Genomic DNA, 17,812 nt, shown 5'->3' on the forward strand with positions numbered 1-17,812 from the left:
TGATGTGCGTTATGGTTATTTTTGGCGGGTTATAGAGCAAAACTTGTTTAATGTTAACGAGTTAGGAATACACTCACGCCATTTTTATAAATAAGGCTTTATTTTTCAGTCCATTAAACAGGAATTTTATTCTGTAAATCAACTGAGATAATCAAAATATCGCCTTTGCTACAGGACAATCATCTGGCAGTTATGGTGGCATTTTAGCCGTTCGCCCAGCGCATTATGCTGGCACTGTCGCTGGTATTAAGTGTTTACCCGGAATATCCGGGCGGCAACAAACAGATTGCTTTGTTTTCGTACAGAAAAAGTTACACGTCATTTTTTGAACATTTTCGCTACAATATGCCTTTTAACCAGGGGCCGGTTATTTTATGAAATTGACAATTATTCGCCTGCAACATCTGGGCGCGCAGGATCGTATCGATCTCGGCAAGATTTGGCCTGGCGTTGACTGTGATGCGCTGGAAAAAAAGCTAAACGAAAATCATCGGCTCTACGCCGCGCGTTTTAATGAGCGGTTGCTGGCAGCGGTGGAGTTAAACATTCGCGGTACGCAGGGCGAGCTGTCAAAGCTGGAAGTCAGGGAGGTGACCCGTCGTCGTGGCGTTGGCCACTATTTGATCGAGGAAGTGATAGCGCAGAATCCGTCGCTGACGCACTGGTGGATTGCTGATGACGGCAAGGCCGATCAGCAGGTTATTGCTGCCTTTATGCAGGCCTGCGGCTTTCGTACTCAGGCTGACGGCTGGGTATATAACGTTGAGTAAAGCCGTGCTTTTTGCTGAAGGCGGTTAATACCACCGAAAAATACCCATAAAAAAGGGCGGCCTGTTAAGCCGCCCTGACCGCAACAGAGCATTACGCTTCTATTGCCATCCGCAATTTCTTCATTGCGTTTTTCTCAAGCTGACGCACGCGCTCCGCCGAAACGCCATATTGATCGGCCAGCTCCTGCAGCGTGGTTTTATTGTCATCATCCAGCCAACGTGCACGAATAATATGCTGGCTGCGCTCGTCCAGTCCCTGTAGCGCGTCGCTCAGTTTATCAGCCGCATGGTGTTCCCAGTTATCTTCCTCAATGCCGTCGGCAAAGTCAGATGTTTTATCCTGGAGATAAAGCACCGGGGCCATGCTTTTGCCTTCGCCTGACTCATCTTCAGAAGTCAGATCGAAAGTCATATCCTGAGCGGCCATGCGCGATTCCATCTCACGCACGTCTTTACTGCTCACGCCCAGCTCACGCGCCACCATTTCCACTTCATCCTGATTAAACCAGCCCAGACGCTGCTTGGTTTTACGCAGGTTAAAGAACAGTTTGCGCTGTGCCTTGGTGGTCGCGACCTTCACGATGCGCCAGTTACGCAGCACATATTCGTGAATTTCCGCTTTGATCCAGTGAACAGCAAACGAGACCAGGCGAACCCCAACTTCAGGATTAAAGCGACGTACCGCTTTCATCAGGCCGATATTGCCTTCCTGAATCAGATCCGCCTGCGGCAGGCCGTAGCCCGCGTAGTTACGAGCGATATGAACAACAAAGCGGAGGTGAGACAGGATCAGCGTTTTAGCCGCATCCAGATCGCCCTGGTAATGCAGCCGTTCAGCCAGCGCTTTTTCCTCTTCTGCCGTTAGCATCGGCCAGGTGTTGGCAGCCCGAATATAAGATTCCAGGTTACCAAGAGGAGCAATAGCTAAAGTGTGCATTTCTTTGGTCATTCAAACCCTCACATGATTATTAAAATTGCCGCACGATTCCCTTTTGCGCGATTCACCAGGTTACAGGAATCAGCAAGGAAACCCCAAAGCAATCTGTGCTGCCTCATTAGATAATGAAGTTATCCACAAGTTCAATTTACAACGTGAATATTTTACACACAAGATACGGACGATATGATTGTGACAGACAGGGAGAAATCCGAGCGGATTTCCTCTGCAGCACAAACGTCATGCAGCAGAGGAAGATTATACCAAAAAATCGCTACTGTGGCGTAAAACGACGTAAATGTTGTACCGTCGCCAGCCAGGCCGCTATCCAGCCAATCATCGCCGACAGCAACAGCAGCAGCAGGCTCTCATCCCACGACAGCCCGCTCAGGCGGAAAGTCGTGCCAAACACCGCAGCCACCTGGGCAACCACCGACTCAAGGCGGAAAACCAAAATTTCAGACAAAATCAGTGACAGCAATGCCCCGCCGAACCCCAGCAGCGCCCCGCCATACAGAAAAGGACGCAGGATAAAGCCGTCAGTCGCGCCGATTAGCTTTTGCACGTTAATCGTATCGCGTCGGGCAAAGATGCTGAGGCGCACGCTGTTGCCGATCACCAGAAATACCGCCACCAGCATCAGGATGCCGATCATGGTCGCAACCTGCCCGACCAGGCCCGTCAGCGCAGCCAGACGCGCAAACCAGCTATCGTCCATGCGCACCTCATCCACGCCTTCAACATGCTGTACGCGATCGCGCAGCGTTTGCAGCGTTTTCTCGTTCTGGAAATTCATTTCCGGGGTAATGATCACCACCGCCGGCAATGGATTCTGCTCCAGCATATCGAGCGCGCCGCCAAAGCCTGACCAGTTACGAAATTCGCCCAACGCCTCTTCGCGCGACAGATAGTTAACTTTCGCTACGCTCGGCTCTTTCTTCAGCGTCGCCACGACATTTTCCGCCGCGCTGTCATCCAGCGTTTTTGACAGGTAAAGCGTCAGCTGCGGTGCCGGATACCATTGCTCCGCCGCCTGGCTGACGTTTTTCCATACCATATAGCAGACGCTGGGCAGCGTCAGCGAGATGGCAATTACCATTACCGTTAACAGCGTGGCCAACGGCTGACGCCACATATCGGAGAGCGTGCCGCGCCAGGCGTAACGCCACTGCTCCTGCCAGCCGCCCTTCAGCGCTTTGCTTTTCGACGGCTGTTTGGTTTTTGGCGCCGGTACGCGCTTGTTGCGTTTATTAGCCACGATCGCCTCCGTGCAGTCTTCCATTGCTGAGCGTCATTACCCGATAGTTGCGGCGACCAATTAAGCTCATATCGTGCGTAGCCATCAGCACCGTTACGCCCACGCGGTTGAACTCTTCAAACAGCCGCAAAATATCATTCGACAGCGCATCATCCAGGTTACCGGTCGGCTCATCAGCCAGCAGCACCGCAGGCTTGTTAACCACGGCGCGTGCTATCCCAACGCGCTGCTGCTCGCCGCCCGAAAGCTGAATCGGAAAGTTTTTCGCTTTGTCGAGAAGGCCAACCTTATCCAGCGCCGCTGAAACGCGACGGCGAATATCTTCCCCGCTCGCCCCGGCAATAATCAGCGGGATCGCCACATTGTCATAGACCGTGCGGTCCATCAGCAAATGGTGATCCTGAAAGATCATGCCGATCTGACGGCGCAGAAAAGGCACCTCGCTATTTTTCAGGCGGCTAATATCGTGGCCGCTAAACCAGATATGGCCCGCGCTGGGACGTTCAATGCCACAAATCAGCTTCAACAGGGTACTTTTCCCTGCGCCGGAATGGCCGGTCAGAAACGCCATCTCGCCCGGATGCAGATGAAAATCTACTCCTTGCAGCGCTTGCCGACCGCCGAGATAAGCCTTACTGACCTCTTCAAAGCGAATCATCCTGGTTAATCCTCTCGGGCAAACAGTGCCTCAATAAAATCTTCGGCCTTAAATGGCCGTAAATCATCGATGCCTTCTCCAACACCGATAAAACGAATCGGGATGCCAAACTGGTCCGCGACAGAGAAGATGACGCCACCTTTTGCCGTACCATCCAGTTTAGTCAGCGTAATCCCGGTCAGACCTACTGCCTCATGGAACAGCTTAGTCTGACTCACCGCATTTTGGCCGGTGCTGGCGTCAATCGTCAGCATCACCTCGTGCGGCGCGTTTTCATCCAACTTCTTCATTACGCGCGTGATTTTTTTCAGCTCTTCCATCAGGTGCGCTTTATTCTGCAAACGACCTGCGGTGTCGGCGATCAATACATCTACGCCACGTGCTTTAGCCGCCTGAATCGCATCGAAAATCACCGAGGCGGAATCCGCGCCGGTATGCTGCGCCACCACCGGAATATGGTTGCGTTCGCCCCATACCTGTAGCTGCTCGACCGCCGCCGCGCGGAAAGTATCGCCCGCCGCCAGCATCACCGACTTGCCTTCGGCCTGGTACTGACGCGCCAGCTTACCGATCGTGGTGGTTTTACCCACGCCGTTCACGCCAACCATCAAAATAACAAATGGCGCTTTGCCCGCCATATCCAGCGGCGCTTCAACCTTATGCAGAATCTCAGCCATTTCCGCTTTTAACAGGCCATAGAGCGCCTCGGCGTCGCGCAGCTGTTTGCGGTTTGCCTGCTGCGTAAGACTGCTGATAATGCGCTGCGTGGTATCGACGCCAACATCCGCAATGAGTAGCTGTTCTTCCAGCTCTTCAAACAGCTCGTCATCGATTTTTTTGCCCCGGAACAGACTGATAAAGCCGGAACCGAGGTTCTGCCGCGTTTTTACCAGGCTGCGCTTTAAGCGGGCAAAGAAGCCCTCTTTGGTCGGACGCTCCTGCTCAACGGGCGCGGCAACGCTCTCCGCTTCTTCTTCCGGTGCTGCAGCCAGCGCCAGCGCGGCTAATTCCTCATCGGAAAGCGGCGCCTCATCCCGTTCTTCTTCGGTTGGGGCCAGCTCTACCGCTGCTGCAACTTCCGCAGCAACCACGGCATCTTTCTCTTCGGCAGGCGCGGTTTCCTGCGCCAGCACTTCGTCTACCTGATCAACCCGTGCCTCTTCCGGCAGGATCTCTTCCTCCACCGGCGCAACAGCATCCATCGGCTGCGTCTCTTCCGGCAGGATCTCTTCCTCCACCGGCGCAACAGCATCTACCGGCTGCGTCTCTTCCGGCAGGATCTCTTCTTCCACCGGCGCAACAGCATCTACCGGCTGCGTCTCTTCCGGCAGCATCTCTTCTTCCACCGGCGCAACAGCATCTACCGGCTGTGTCTCTTCCGGCAGGATCTCTTCTTCCACCGGCGCAACAGCCTCTGTTTTCGCTTCTTGCGGCTGCGCTTCGCGCGCTACGGCTTCGGTTGTCGCCACGATCCCGGCAGCCAGCTTTTCGGCGTCCGGTTTTTCGGCCGCAGACTCTGGGTTTTCGGCCGCGTTTTCCGCTTGATCCGTTAACGTCTCTTTTTGTTCTTCTGACTGCGCAGGCGTTTCTTCACGACCAAAACCCAGCCAGGAAAAAAAGCCACGCTTTTTCTCTTTTGCCATTGTGTGACTACACTCCTCGATGGCTTTCATCCGGTCGTCTGTTGCGCCGGGCTGAAAAAATAACCTGATAAAGAATTCATTAGTCTAACACTTTCCAGCGAGCGCAACACCAGCACCCTTTTTAACGTTTCCTCAACCGCTTTCGCCCGTTAAACTACGCAACAAATTATGACGAGTTGTGAGCATCATGAATAAAAAACCCCAGGGCGGTGCCGGACAAATCCGCATAATTGGCGGACAGTGGCGTGGTCGAAAACTGCCGGTTCCGGACAGCGCCGGATTACGGCCTACCACCGATCGGGTACGCGAAACGTTGTTCAACTGGCTGGCACCCGATATTCAGCAGGCGCGTTGCCTGGACTGTTTCGCGGGTAGCGGCGCGCTCGGGCTGGAGGCGCTATCGCGCTATGCCGGTTCAGCAACGCTGCTGGAGCTGGAAAAGCCGGTAGCCCGGCAGTTAACGCAAAACTTGCAGACGCTGAAAGCCAGCAATGCCCAGGTGATCCAGACCAACGCGCTCAGCTGGCTGGCGCAGCAGGGAGAACCCTACCACATCGTGTTTATCGATCCGCCTTTCCGCAAAGGTCTGCTGGAGCAGACGCTCCAGCTGCTGGAGAACAACCACTGGCTGGCTGATGAGGCGTTGATTTACGTCGAAAGCGAAGTGGAAAACGGCGCGCCGCCGGTGCCGGTTAACTGGCAGCTGCATCGGGAAAAAATCGCCGGGCAGGTTGCCTACCGCTTATATCGCCGAGCAGGCGTCTCACAGGAGCAGGAAGATGTGGCTTAATCTGGGTCGATTGTTAATGGTGTTCGTTTGGGCGTTTCTGTTGCTGAATATCGTGCATCCTTTTCCCAAACCGCTGACATATTTTGTTAACGTTGCGCTGATTTTTATGGTGTTGATGCATGGCCTGCAGCTGGTATTGCTGAAAGCCACACAGCCGAAAGAGGGCGTTAAGCTAAGCCGCATCACCCAGATTAAGATCTTCTTTTTCGGCGTGTTTGAGCTGCTCGCCTGGCAGAAAAAACACTATCCCGGGCAATAACACCTTAAGGATGGTCAGGCGTAAAAGAGATAAAGCGGGTGCCCTGCACTTCGAGCTCGCCTTTTGCGCCTTTATCCAGCTGATGATAATCACCTTCTTTTAGCGTGAGTTTAATATCGCTATCGCCGTTTAATGGCTGAAACCAGGCCTCATAGCGCATCTCCTCTCCGGCAATCACTTCACGCTGACGTGAACGTCGGTTCGGTGCCGGAAACTCACGTTTACTTTTCACTTCTACCGACAGCTGGCGTACCGGCGCAGCGGCATTAGCCGCGTTTTCGCGTCGTTGCTTAATGAACTGACGCGAAGCCAGCACCGCAATGATCGCCAGCACAATGATAAAAATTAATGGGGGCTTACTCATCTCAGCCTCTGCCTCTGGTAATTGCGCTTTTTCTTGCAGGCAAGGATACAACCAGCGCCCTTCCATTGTCACATTACGCCCCGCTAACCTAAACTGATTGCAGGATGTTGTTAACACAACGGTGGACAGGCAGATCGCTGCGCCTGCAGGCTGATGCGGAAACCGCCCCTTTCAAAAAGGACAACGTAATGATTTGGTCGTTTCTTGCAGTACTTTTTTCCGGCTGGCTGTATGTCGATGCGTCCTATCGCGGGCCGCAATGGCAGCGCTGGCTGTTTAAACCGGTTACCCTGTTACTGCTGCTGGCCTGGGCCTGGCAGGCACCCACACGCAACCCCACCGACTACCTGATCCTGCTCGGTCTGCTGGCAACCATGGTAGGTGATGCGCTAACGCTGTTGCCGCGTCAGCGCATGATGTATGCGCTGGGAGCATTTTTCCTTGCGCACCTGCTGTATACCATCAATTTCGCCAGCCATATGACCATGAGCTTTTTCTGGCCTATCCCGCTGACGCTGCTGATCGTGGGCATTGTCTGGATCGGTGTGATCTGGTCGCGGCTGGAAGAGCTGCGCTGGCCGGTATGTACTTTTATCGGCATGACGCTGGTCATGAACTGGCTGGCAGCGGAGCTTTATTATTTCCGGCCTACCGATTACAGCTTCTCATTGATGGCGGGAGCGACACTGCTGACGCTGGCTAATCTGGTTTGGTTTATTAGCCACTATCGCAAGCGCTTTACGGCGGATAACGCCATTGTCGCCGCCTGCTATTTCGCCGGTCACTTTATGGTTGCCCGCTCGCTTTGGCTGTACTGACCATGATATTGCCTCTTGACTCTGGAGGTAGCTCCAGAGTGTAGGATGCAGCTAAGTTTATTTGCTGCATCATTAAGGAGGCGTAATGAGCAAACCTTCTACCTGCGGTCCCGGGCCATCCAGAGCCGCCCTCCGCCTTAACGGCAGACAAGGCAAAGCTCCGCTGCAGGCGGGCCAGTTTACCCTATCCCCGGCTTTGTCCACTTCAGACGCCGCGCCATCCTGCCAACAGAAATGCTGTGCCGACAGCCCGGCTGGCGCGCCAGCGCCAGGTCCGGCAACCGGTTCGCGCTATCGCTGGATCATTAACGGAATGGACTGCCCCAACTGCGCACGCAACGTGGAAAACGCGGTCCGCGTGTTGGCTGGCATACATGATGTGCAGGTGCTGTTCGCCACGCAGACGTTATTGATTCATGCAGAAAGAGATGTCAAAGCCGAGGTGGAACACACGGTAAAGCAGGCTGGTTTTCATTTGCAGGATGCCTCCGCTCCTGCAGAGAAATCAGCAGGGTTCTGGCAGGAAAATCGCCTGCTGCTGGTAATAAGCCTACTGATGCTGGCGAGCTGGCTACTGCACGCTATCTGGCCGACATGGAGTCAGACGGCGTTTATCTCTACCACGCTGGTCGGGCTCTGGCCGATTAGCCGAAAAGCCTGGCAACAGGCGCGCAACGGCAGCCCTTTCGCTATTGAGACCTTAATGACGGTTGCGGCAGTCGGCGCGCTGTTTATCGGCGCCAGCGCTGAAGCGGCAATGGTGCTGCTGCTCTTTCTGCTGGGCGAGCGGCTGGAAGGCATCGCCGCCAGCCGTGCGCGGCGCGGCGTTACCGCACTGATGGCGCTCAAGCCGGATAAAGCGATTCGCGTACGTAACGACCTGCGGGAAGAGATTGCCGCCAGCATGCTGCGTCCCGGTGATGTTATTGACGTTGCGGCGGGGGAACGTCTGCCTGCCGATGCCCGCCTGCTTTCCCCGTTTGCCAGCTTTGATGAAAGCGCGTTAACCGGCGAATCCATTCCCACAGAACATCAGCAGGATGATGTGATTGCGGCAGGCTGTATCAGCATCGATCGTCAGGTCAGGCTTTCAGTGGTCTCCCTGCCAGGTGAAAGCGCCATTGACCGCATTCTACAGCTGATCGAAGAGGCCGAGGCGCATCGGGCGCCGCTGGAACGCTTTCTCGATCGCTTCAGTCGCATCTATACACCGCTGGTTATGCTGATGGCGTTGCTGGTGGCTCTGCTGCCGCCTTTGCTGCTGGCTGCCGACTGGCAAACCTGGATCTATAAAGGGCTGACGCTGTTATTGATTGGCTGCCCGTGCGCGTTGGTTATCTCTACGCCCGCTGCGATTACTTCTGGCCTGGCCGCCGCAGCCCGACGCGGCGCGCTGATTAAAGGCGGCGCGGCGCTGGAAAAACTGGGCGGCATCCGTCTGCTGGCCTTTGATAAAACCGGCACCCTGACCCAGGGCAAACCAGAACTCACCGACATCATCCCGCTGGACGGTATTGATAAGGCGCAGCTGCTGCTGCATGCTGCCGCAGTTGAACAGGGCGCGACACATCCGCTGGCGCTGGCGATTGTCGCGCAGGCTCGTCAGCTAAATCAGCCGCTGCCGCAGGCACAAGATCAGCGGGTTCTGGCAGGACGCGGTATCGAAGCGCATATCAACGGACAACACTGGTTATTAACAGCACCCTTGCCGGGCCTGACGGATACGCTGGCAGCGCGGATTGACGCGCTGGAGCGCTCCGGCAAAACGGTAGTGGTGATTTATAAAGAACAGCAGCCGCTTGGCCTGCTGGCGCTACGCGATACGCTACGGGAAGATGTGCGGCCAGCGCTGGCCGAGCTGCAACAGCTTGGCGTAAAAGCAGTGATGCTGACCGGTGATAACCCTCGCGCCGCCGCCGCAATTGCCACAGAGATCGGGCTGGAGTATCGGGCGGGGCTGTTACCCGCAGATAAAGTTGCAGCGATCCGGCAGCTCAGTCAGGCTCACGCGGTGGCGATGGTTGGTGACGGTATTAACGATGCGCCCGCGATGAAAGCGGCAACGCTGGGCATTGCAATGGGCAGCGGCAGCGATGTGGCGCTGGAAACAGCCGATGCCGCCTTAACGCATAATCGCTTAACCGGGCTGCCCGCAATGATTCGCCTGGCGCGCGCGACTCAGGCCAATATTCGGCAAAATATCGCCATCGCGCTTGGACTGAAAGCGCTGCTGCTGGTGACCACGCTGCTTGGCCTGACCGGCCTGTGGCTGGCGGTGCTGGCGGACAGCGGCGCGACCGCGCTGGTCACCGCCAATGCGCTGCGCCTGTTGCGCAAGCGCTGAAGCTTGCGCCTGGCATGGGAAAGCATTAAAACATCGTAGCGGCCTGCATGAACCAGGCCATCACATCAGTTAAGGAAGCGCCTCATGTCTGACATTTTAAATAAAATCCTGGCGGTGAAGCGTGAGGAGATCGGCGCGGCAAAGCGTGTTTCCTCGCTTAGCACGCTGCGCGATCGCGCCCGTGCGCAGACTCAGCGTGATTTTATCGCTGCGCTGCGTCAGCATAACCAGCAGGGCAAGCCGGGCATCATCGCCGAGGTAAAAAAAGCCAGTCCGTCGAAAGGGCTAATCCGTGCGGATTTTAATCCCGCCGGAATTGCTGAAAGCTACCAGCAGGGCGGCGCGGCCTGTCTCTCCGTGTTAACCGACGTGCAGTTTTTTCAGGGCAGCGAAGACTATTTACAGCAGGCGCGCACGGCGTGCTCGCTACCGGTGCTGCGTAAAGATTTTATGATTGATAGCTGGCAAGTTGAAGAAGCGCGAGCCATGGGCGCCGACTGCATTTTGTTAATCGTCGCTGCACTGGAAGATAGCCAGATGCAGGAGCTGGAAGCGCACGCGCATCAGTTGGGCATGGCGGTGCTGGTTGAAGTACATGATGGTCATGAGCTGGAGCGGGCGCTAAACCTGACCACGCCGTTGATTGGCATTAACAACCGCAATCTGCGCACTTTTGAAACCTCCATTGATACCACGCTTGGCCTGCTGTCGCAGCTGCCGGCGGATCGTCTGGTTGTAACTGAGTCGGGCATTGGCACTGTCCAGGATGTTCAGCGGCTACGTCAGGCGGGCGTCAATAACTTCCTGGTTGGTGAAGCCTTTATGCGCGCCGCCGAACCGGGCGCGGAGCTGGCGAAGCTGTTTTTCTGACCGTCAGGAAAGGCCCTTACGCAGCAGATAGCGATAGGGCTTTTCATCCGTTTCCTGCGCCACCAGCGTATGCTCCATAAAGCGACAGAAGCCTGGGATGTCACGGGTGGTCGCCGGATCGTCAGCGATAATCAGTAGCGTTTCTCCGTCCTGCATATGGCGTACGGTTTTGCGCACCATCATTACCGGTTCCGGGCAGCGTAGCCCAAGCGCATCCAGGGTTTGATCTGGGTTATCGAAGCGATCGCTCATAGTTGTCTCAATAGTGGAAATCTGTTGCGTCTTATTCTACCCCCGGCATTCTGTTGCGCAAGCGATCGGCTAAAGGTGAACGTTTGCGTTAAAATTAACCATTGCAATGCGGAAACAACGCGGTAAGATGCCGCCGCTCTCCTGTATCGACAGGCGAGTAATATTTTCAGCGTACAGGTAACCAGGCTTTTGGAAGCCTGAGCATAAAAGTAACGCGTTCCGCTGCGTCAGCAGCAAAAAAGCGATTACGCTGATTTAACAATGGGTTCCCTCACCCCAACGTAAAAAGGTAAATTATGATCTCCTTTACACCGCGCCAGCGGAAGCATGCGCTTGTCTGGCTTTCCCTGTTTCATATTCTGGTTATCACCTCCAGTAATTATCTGGTACAGCTGCCTATTTCTGTTTTTGGCTTCCATACGACCTGGGGCGCTTTCAGCTTTCCCTTTATCTTTCTGGCTACCGATCTGACCGTGCGTATTTTTGGCGCGCCGCTGGCCCGCCGCATTATTTTATCGGTCATGGTTCCGGCGCTGTTTATCTCCTATGCCATTTCTGCACTGTTTTATAACGGTAGCTGGCAGGGAGTAAGCGCGCTGCATGAGGTAAACCTGTTTGTTGCGCGTATCGCCTGCGCCAGCTTTATGGCCTATGCGCTGGGACAGGTGCTGGACGTTCATGTTTTTAACCGACTGCGTCAGCTTCCCCAGTGGTGGATTGCGCCCGCCTGCGCCATGTTTTTAGGCAATATCAGCGATACCATCGCCTTTTTCTTTATTGCTTTTTATAAAAGTACCGATGCTTTTATGGCTCAGCACTGGGTGGAAATCGCGCTGGTGGATTACAGCTTTAAAGTGTTGATCTGCATGGTTTTCTTTTTGCCCGCCTATGGCGTACTGCTTAACGCGGCGCTGAAGCGCATGGCGGAACGCTCACAGCGTGCACAATACAATTTCGGCTAAGCGGCAATAGCCAGCTGGCGTCAGCGCGTCTAAGATCGTGACATACGATTGGTTGCTTTTATGCGCTGATTCGGTTTGTATTAAGCTTTGTATTGCCAGGCAAATAAATAATAGGGAACCTGATGCGTCAACTTACAAAATATCTTGGAATAGGTTTACTGGTAGTCGGCCTTGCCGCTTGCGATCAGCAGGATAAGGCCACGGCAGACGATAACGGTGCCAGCGCCAGCACCGCTGCGCAGACGGTATCGTTAATGGATGGCAAACTAAGCTTTAATCTGCCTGCGGGAATGTCGGATAAAAGCGGCAAGTTGGGCACTCAGGCCAATAATATGCACGTTTATGCCGATGAAAGCGGTCAGCGTGCCATTATCGTGATTGAAGGCGACGCGACAAATGAGGGGCTGGACGTTCTGGCTCAGCGTCTGGAACAGCAGCAGCGCAACCGCGATCCACAGCTGCAGGTGGTAACCAACAAGGCGATTGACCTGAAAGGTGAAGCGGCGCAGCAGCTGGACACGGTGATTTCCGCCAATAATCAAACCGCATGGTCCTCAGTGGTATTAGCGAAGACCGAAGGCAAACTGCTGACGCTGCAAATTACCCTACCGGCTGGCAATCAGCAGCAGGCGCAGACCCAGGCTGAAAACATCATTAACACCATTACGTTGAAATAAGCCGCGCCAAAAGTTGAGGTAAAAAACGCCGCCAGATAATGGCGGCGTTTTTTTATCACGCAAACCAGGCGTGAGGCCTGCTCGCTAATTTAAATCCCTGCGGTTTCGCGAATATATTTGCGGGCCTTTACCGCATATTCGAAAGGGTTTGCCAGTGCCGGATCCTGCTCCGCTTCAACCACCATCCAGCCGCGATAGCCCGCGTCATCCAGCAGCTTAAATACCGGTTTAAAATCAATCACGCCGTCGCCGGGCACGGTAAAGGTGCCGCGCTTAACGCCATCCAGAAAAGAGAGCTGTTGCTTACGCACTTCTGCCACCACCTCATCACGCACATCCTTCAGGTGTACATGATTGATGCGTGACAGATGTTTTTCCAGCACCGCCAGCATCGCCTGCTCACTATTTTCTGAATAGTAAAGATGACCCGTATCGTACAGCAGACAGACATCATCATTCGTTAACGCCAGGAAGCGGTCGATTTCAGCCGGCGTTTGAATGCCGGTGCCCATATGATGATGCAGGCAAACCTGCATTCCTTTCTCAGCGGCGATTTTCGCCAGCTCGTTATACCCTTCTGCGGTTAAGCGCCACTCTTCATCGGTAAATACCGGCTTATGCCCGAACACCGCCAGTGAAGTACCCTGAATGCTTTTACTTTGCTCAGAGCAGCCGATGACTTTCGCGCCCATCGCATGCAGAAAGTTCATATGGTTGATGAACTCATCGATGGTTTTCGCCTTTTCGCCATTGGCGAAAAAAGTGCTGAACCAGGCGTTACAGATCTCAATGCCACGGATCTCCAGCATGGGTTTCAGTACTGCCGGATCGCGTGGGTATTTGCTGCCGACTTCACTGCCGCTAAAGCCAGCCAGCGCCATTTCACTTACGGTCTGCTGAAAAGTATTCTCTTTCCCCAGCTCTGGCATATCGTCATTGGTCCAGCCAATCGGCGCAATCGCCAGCTTTACGTTATCTTTGTTCATCATGCATTCCCGATTCGGTACGGCGGCCTTTAGCCGTCATGCGGTCAGGCTCCGGCGGAGCTAACCACCCTATTTTCCCAGCAGTTCGCGCTCTATCAGCTCGCGCGTTTCCACCGCCTGATACTTCATTTTTTCCGGGTAACCAAACAGCGCCGGGGTAATAATCGACTCGCCGCCCACTTTCCAGCTGCGGCTGGCAAAGTTCATTTCACGCAGCGTTTTAAACAGCGCGGTGAAATCCACCTCGCCTTCACCTACGCCAACATGCTGATGCACAGCGGCATCAACGCCCGGCGGGTTGACGATATAACGGCAGTGTTTGGTGTGATTCATGGTGTCCGCAATCAGCACGTGTGAGAGATCGTCGCCCACGTACTCCAGCATGCTTTTTACATCGCCTTTGCCGTTGTCATAGAAAAAGGTGTGCGGCACGCTGTAGACATACTTAACGTTCTCGCTGCGGAATGACTTAACGATGTCGGCGGTTTCATTGTTGCGCTCGCAGAAATCCCACGGATGTGACTGAATTTCAAGGCGGATCCCTTCGCGTTCTACGATCGGCAGCAGCTCTTCCATTGAGCGATAAAACATCTCTTCGCAAATCTCCGGCTCGTTCGGATTGCCGGACAGTTCGGTATTGATGACCTGTACGCCCATCTCAACCGCAATTTCAATCATGCGTTTCCAGTTTTTAACTGCCGCCTGGCGACGCAGCTCATCAGGGCCTGACCAGCGATAAACCACAATAAACGAGGAGATCTCCACGCCGGTGGCTTTCAACGCGTTTTTGTACTCCGTCATAATTTCCCGACTGGCCTTCGGGTGCTTATAAAAAGGGTTAATCTGCGGATGCGGTGACTGCTCAATATACTTGTAGCCCCAGTCAGCCACCTGATGAACCATCTTTGTGATGCCTAAATCTCTAATGACATCCACATCGAAAGCGATCTTCATAACCTTCTCCCTGATTGCTCAGTGCATGATGCACGCGCTTCCCGCCAGGGCAGGAAGCGCGCGGGAAATTAAGCCTTATCGTAAAATGCCGGGCGCGGCGGCAGCTCAACGGGCTCGATAGCGCCGCTATTCTGTGCCTTCAGACAGGCATCGGCAGCCACGGAAGCGGCATAGCCATCCCAGGCGGATGGTCCGGTCAGGGAGCCGTTACTGACATCATTAATAAATGCCTGCAGCTCTACGTCATAGGCATCGATAAAGCGATCTTTCCAGTCGGTAAGAATGGAGGTGGAAAGTTGGGCGCTTTTACGCATCTGTACGGCAGAGGGTTCCGGCAGTTTGGCAATACCCTCTTCGCCGACCACTTCGCACTGGATATCGTAGCCGTAGGCGCAGTTAACAAAGATTTCTACATCGATGCGGATGCCCTTCTGCGTTTCAAACAGCACAATCTGCGGATCTTTCAGACGAGCATGCGTTTTTGACGTCACGCGCGGGAAAACCACCTGGACGGTTTTATAGTCATCATTGGTCAGCCAGCGCAGCACATCCAGCTCGTGAATCAGGGTGCTGGTGATTGCCATATCGGTGGTATAACTTTCCGGCACCGCTGGATTACGGTGTGCGCAATGCAGCATCAGCGGCTCGCCGATCTCACCGTCAGTAATTACTTTTTTCAGCGCCCGGTAGCCCACATCGTAAGGACGCATAAAACCAACCTGTACCAGACGCTTGCCGAATTTCATTTCAGCATCAACGATGCGACGGCAGCCTTCGGCGGTCATCGCCAGCGGTTTTTCACAGAAAACTGACTTACCGGCGGCAATAGCAGCCAGGGTAAATTCCTCATGCGTAGGATCCCATGACGTCACCAGCACCGCGTCCACGTCAGGGGAATTCACCACGTCATGACCATTGGCGTACACCTCCGCCTGCAGGCCAAGTCGCGTCAGCGCCGCCTTCGCGCCTTCAAGATTAATATCAGAGACCGCTACTACGGTGGCACCCTGCAGCACTTTGCTGCAGCGACGAATATGTTCCTGGCCGATTGCGCCGGTGCCGATAACGCCAAGTTTCAGAGTCATGGTATCTCCAGAATTCAGGGTAAGCGCGAACCCGCCAGGCGGGCTGGCAAGATTCGCTGTCAGGGTAGATGTCAGATAGTTAAGGACTAAATTTTTTAATAATTAGTATTTACGCGCCTGCTCGACATGCTCGTTCAGCATTTTAGCCACGGCATCGATGCGCTCGGAGGTGGAAACCTGCGCGCCGCCGACATGCCACCAGCTGAAATACTTATGCACCATGGTTTTAGGCAAAACTTTCACGTCAATCAGGGTTGATACGGTTTCTTTACGTGCCGCTTCCAGCGCATGGCTTAGCTCTTCCAGCGTGGTCACACGCCAGGTTTTACAGCCGTAACCGGCAGCGATGGCGGCGAAATCAACCGGAATAAAGCCACCGTCCAGCTTGCCGCTTTCGTTATCCCGAAAGCGAAACTCGGTGGTAAAGCTGTCCATGCCGTGTTCCAGCTGAAGGTTGTTAATGCAGCCGTTGGTCATATTGTCGAACAGCACGACATTGATTTTGGCTTTCTCCTGAATCGAGGTCACCAGCTCAGAATGCAGCATCATAAAAGAGCCGTCGCCCACCAGCGCATAGACTTCGCGTTGGGGCTCAGCCAGCTTGACGCCAAGCGCGGCGTTGATCTCATAGCCCATGCAGGAGTAGCCATACTCCACGTGATAGCCGTTCGGCGCTTTGGTGCGCCAGACCCGTTGCAGATCGCCCGGCAGGCTGCCAGCCGCCGCGACGATAACTGCATCCTCCGGCAGTTGCTCGTTCAGAGTACCCAGCACGCTGCTCTGAGTCAGAAAGGAGCCGGTCAGGCGATTAAACTCGGCAAACAGCGCTTTGCGATCGATGCTGTCATCAATTTCCGGCACAAAATTTTCTTCGCTGTAAGCCACCTGATAAACGCGCTGCGTTTCCCTGAGCAGCTTGCTTTGTGCCTGTTCGATTTTAGCGCCCCACTCGCTGCTAAACCCTTGCGCGCTCAAACGTTCATTCAGTGCGGTCAACGCTTCACGCGCATCGGCAACCACCTGCACGCCATCCAGTTTATAAGCGTCGAAATTGCTGATGTTAATATTGAGGAAGCTAACGTCGGGGTGCTGGAATATCCATTTTGATGCGGTAGTGAAATCGGTGTAGCGCGTCCCGACGCCAATCACCAGATCGGCCTCTTTCGCCAGCAGGTTAGCAGCCAGGCAGCCGGTTTCGCCGACACCGCCTACGTTCAGCGGATGATCGGAAACTAACGTGCCTTTGCCCGCCTGCGTTTCAGCGAAAGGAATGTGATGCTGTTCAGCAAACTGACGTAGCGCCTCGCCAGCGCCGGAGTATTTCACGCCGCCGCCACAGACAATCAGTGGCTTACGCTTGCTTGCCAGCAACGCTAATGCATCCTGTAACTGCGCTTCAGTAGCGGGACGGCGATCTAACCGATGCACACGCTTTTGAAAGAAATAATCAGGGTAATCCCAGGCTTCGCCCTGCACATCCTGCGGCAGCGAAAGCGTCACCGCGCCGGTTTCCGCCGGATCGGTTAATACGCGCATGGCATTGATGCAGGCGGTCATCAGTTGTTCAGGACGGCTCACGCGATCCCAATATTTACTGACGGCACGAAACGCATCGTTGGTGCTCAGGCTCAGATCGTGGCTCTGTTCAATTTGCTGCAGCACCGGATCGGGCTGACGCGTAGCGAACACATCGCCGGGTAGCAGCAGCAATGGAATGCGGTTAGCCGTGGCGGTTGCAGCGGCGGTAATCATATTGGCTGCGCCGGGACCAACGGAGGAGGTGCAGGCGATGATTTCACGACGCAGTTTCTGTTTTGCATAGCCAGTAGCGGCATGCGCCATCCCCTGCTCGTTGCGGCCCTGATGCACAACCAGATCGCCACTATCCTGTTCTAACGCCTGGCCAAGACCCAGCACGTTACCGTGGCCGAAAATAGCGAAAATGCCCTTAACGAATTTAGTTTCAACCCCGTCAACGCTCAGGTACTGATTATCCAGAAATTTCACCAGCGCCTGTGCCGTGGTTAATCTGATCTTGCCCATTTGCTTATCCTTTACCCGTGGAGGAACCGTTAACAGGGTGCGCCGTAACTCGCCTGTGCTGGCGACCAAACGCTAATCGCCCGACGGCTGATTAGTGAAACGTGAGGCGATTATAAACAAATATTTTTTCCATAAAATATGA

Annotated in this window: 18 protein-coding genes; 8 read left to right on the forward strand and 10 right to left on the reverse strand. The window is 54.5% G+C overall.

The window, feature by feature from the left end; translation table 11 throughout:
* The first annotated feature begins 374 nt into the window (after positions 1 to 374).
* The gene (panM, locus tag B1H58_RS06170) at positions 375 to 770 is read left to right on the forward strand and encodes an aspartate 1-decarboxylase autocleavage activator PanM (protein WP_085068666.1); all 396 of its coding nucleotides are present in this window, start codon (positions 375 to 377) and stop codon (positions 768 to 770) included.
* Positions 771 to 861: 91 nt separating this feature from the next.
* On the opposite strand, the gene rpoH is transcribed toward panM, so the two are convergent.
* The 4 genes from rpoH to ftsY all read right to left on the reverse strand — a co-directional run bounded on the left by rpoH (position 862) and on the right by ftsY (position 5,266).
* On the reverse strand, positions 862 to 1,719 hold the full coding sequence (gene rpoH, locus B1H58_RS06175) for an RNA polymerase sigma factor RpoH (RefSeq protein ID WP_085068668.1): 858 nt from the start codon (positions 1,717 to 1,719) through the stop codon (positions 862 to 864).
* A 262-nt stretch (positions 1,720 to 1,981) separates the two neighbouring features.
* Positions 1,982 to 2,965 carry a permease-like cell division protein FtsX gene (gene ftsX / locus B1H58_RS06180; RefSeq protein ID WP_085068670.1) on the reverse strand — a complete coding sequence of 328 codons (984 nt, stop codon included), beginning with the start codon at positions 2,963 to 2,965 and terminating at the stop codon, positions 1,982 to 1,984.
* Entirely contained in the window at positions 2,958 to 3,623 is a 666-nt protein-coding gene (ftsE, locus tag B1H58_RS06185) for a cell division ATP-binding protein FtsE (protein WP_085068672.1), read from the reverse strand. The genes ftsX and ftsE overlap by 8 nt, the downstream gene beginning before the upstream one ends.
* A 5-nt stretch (positions 3,624 to 3,628) precedes the next feature.
* Positions 3,629 to 5,266, reverse strand: coding sequence for a signal recognition particle-docking protein FtsY (gene ftsY, locus B1H58_RS06190; protein WP_085068674.1), 1,638 nt, complete (start codon positions 5,264 to 5,266; stop codon positions 3,629 to 3,631).
* 187 nt (positions 5,267 to 5,453) lie between these two features.
* Between ftsY and rsmD the strand changes: the two genes are divergently transcribed.
* Both rsmD and B1H58_RS06200 read left to right on the forward strand, forming a co-directional pair.
* Positions 5,454 to 6,056, forward strand: coding sequence for a 16S rRNA (guanine(966)-N(2))-methyltransferase (rsmD, locus tag B1H58_RS06195; protein ID WP_085068676.1), 603 nt, complete (start codon positions 5,454 to 5,456; stop codon positions 6,054 to 6,056).
* Positions 6,046 to 6,315: a DUF1145 family protein gene (locus B1H58_RS06200; RefSeq protein WP_085068678.1), complete on the forward strand. Its 270-nt coding sequence runs from the start codon at positions 6,046 to 6,048 to the stop codon at positions 6,313 to 6,315. The genes rsmD and B1H58_RS06200 overlap by 11 nt, the downstream gene beginning before the upstream one ends.
* A gap of 4 nt (positions 6,316 to 6,319) precedes the next feature.
* Here B1H58_RS06200 and B1H58_RS06205 read toward each other — a convergent pair whose 3' ends face one another.
* Positions 6,320 to 6,679, reverse strand: coding sequence for a DUF2500 domain-containing protein (locus B1H58_RS06205; protein ID WP_085072241.1), 360 nt, complete (start codon positions 6,677 to 6,679; stop codon positions 6,320 to 6,322).
* A 188-nt stretch (positions 6,680 to 6,867) separates the two neighbouring features.
* Between B1H58_RS06205 and B1H58_RS06210 the strand changes: the two genes are divergently transcribed.
* From B1H58_RS06210 to trpC, 3 genes are all read left to right on the forward strand, one after another.
* Entirely contained in the window at positions 6,868 to 7,497 is a 630-nt protein-coding gene (locus B1H58_RS06210; protein ID WP_085068680.1) for a lysoplasmalogenase, read from the forward strand.
* An 85-nt stretch (positions 7,498 to 7,582) separates the two neighbouring features.
* Positions 7,583 to 9,841, forward strand: a complete 2,259-nt coding sequence (locus B1H58_RS06215; protein ID WP_085068682.1) for a zinc/cadmium/mercury/lead-transporting ATPase — start codon at positions 7,583 to 7,585, stop codon at positions 9,839 to 9,841.
* Between the two features lie 84 nt (positions 9,842 to 9,925).
* Positions 9,926 to 10,711, forward strand: a complete 786-nt coding sequence (gene trpC, locus B1H58_RS06220) for an indole-3-glycerol phosphate synthase TrpC (RefSeq protein WP_085068684.1) — start codon at positions 9,926 to 9,928, stop codon at positions 10,709 to 10,711.
* 3 nt (positions 10,712 to 10,714) lie between these two features.
* On the opposite strand, the gene tusA is transcribed toward trpC, so the two are convergent.
* On the reverse strand, positions 10,715 to 10,963 hold the full coding sequence (gene tusA / locus B1H58_RS06225; RefSeq protein WP_085068686.1) for a sulfurtransferase TusA: 249 nt from the start codon (positions 10,961 to 10,963) through the stop codon (positions 10,715 to 10,717).
* A gap of 296 nt (positions 10,964 to 11,259) precedes the next feature.
* Here tusA and B1H58_RS06230 point away from each other — a divergent pair, with 296 nt between their 5' ends.
* Both B1H58_RS06230 and B1H58_RS06235 read left to right on the forward strand, forming a co-directional pair.
* Positions 11,260 to 11,925 carry a 7-cyano-7-deazaguanine/7-aminomethyl-7-deazaguanine transporter gene (locus B1H58_RS06230; RefSeq protein ID WP_085068688.1) on the forward strand — a complete coding sequence of 222 codons (666 nt, stop codon included), beginning with the start codon at positions 11,260 to 11,262 and terminating at the stop codon, positions 11,923 to 11,925.
* 122 nt (positions 11,926 to 12,047) lie between these two features.
* Positions 12,048 to 12,602: a DcrB family lipoprotein gene (locus tag B1H58_RS06235; protein WP_085068690.1), complete on the forward strand. Its 555-nt coding sequence runs from the start codon at positions 12,048 to 12,050 to the stop codon at positions 12,600 to 12,602.
* An 89-nt stretch (positions 12,603 to 12,691) separates the two neighbouring features.
* Here the strand turns inward: B1H58_RS06235 and iolE are convergent, their stop codons facing one another.
* From iolE to iolD, 4 genes are all read right to left on the reverse strand, one after another.
* Positions 12,692 to 13,588: a myo-inosose-2 dehydratase gene (iolE, locus tag B1H58_RS06240; protein WP_085068692.1), complete on the reverse strand. Its 897-nt coding sequence runs from the start codon at positions 13,586 to 13,588 to the stop codon at positions 12,692 to 12,694.
* A 69-nt stretch (positions 13,589 to 13,657) separates the two neighbouring features.
* Positions 13,658 to 14,542: a sugar phosphate isomerase/epimerase family protein gene (locus B1H58_RS06245; RefSeq protein WP_085068694.1), complete on the reverse strand. Its 885-nt coding sequence runs from the start codon at positions 14,540 to 14,542 to the stop codon at positions 13,658 to 13,660.
* A 68-nt stretch (positions 14,543 to 14,610) separates the two neighbouring features.
* Positions 14,611 to 15,627, reverse strand: a complete 1,017-nt coding sequence (gene iolG, locus B1H58_RS06250) for a bifunctional inositol 2-dehydrogenase/D-chiro-inositol 1-dehydrogenase (RefSeq protein WP_085068696.1) — start codon at positions 15,625 to 15,627, stop codon at positions 14,611 to 14,613.
* Between the two features lie 102 nt (positions 15,628 to 15,729).
* Positions 15,730 to 17,670, reverse strand: coding sequence for a 3D-(3,5/4)-trihydroxycyclohexane-1,2-dione acylhydrolase (decyclizing) (gene iolD, locus B1H58_RS06255; protein WP_085068698.1), 1,941 nt, complete (start codon positions 17,668 to 17,670; stop codon positions 15,730 to 15,732).
* Positions 17,671 to 17,812: the final 142 nt, after the last annotated feature.

The sequence above is a fragment of the Pantoea alhagi genome, from assembly GCF_002101395.1.
Taxonomy (GTDB): domain Bacteria; phylum Pseudomonadota; class Gammaproteobacteria; order Enterobacterales; family Enterobacteriaceae; genus Mixta; species Mixta alhagi.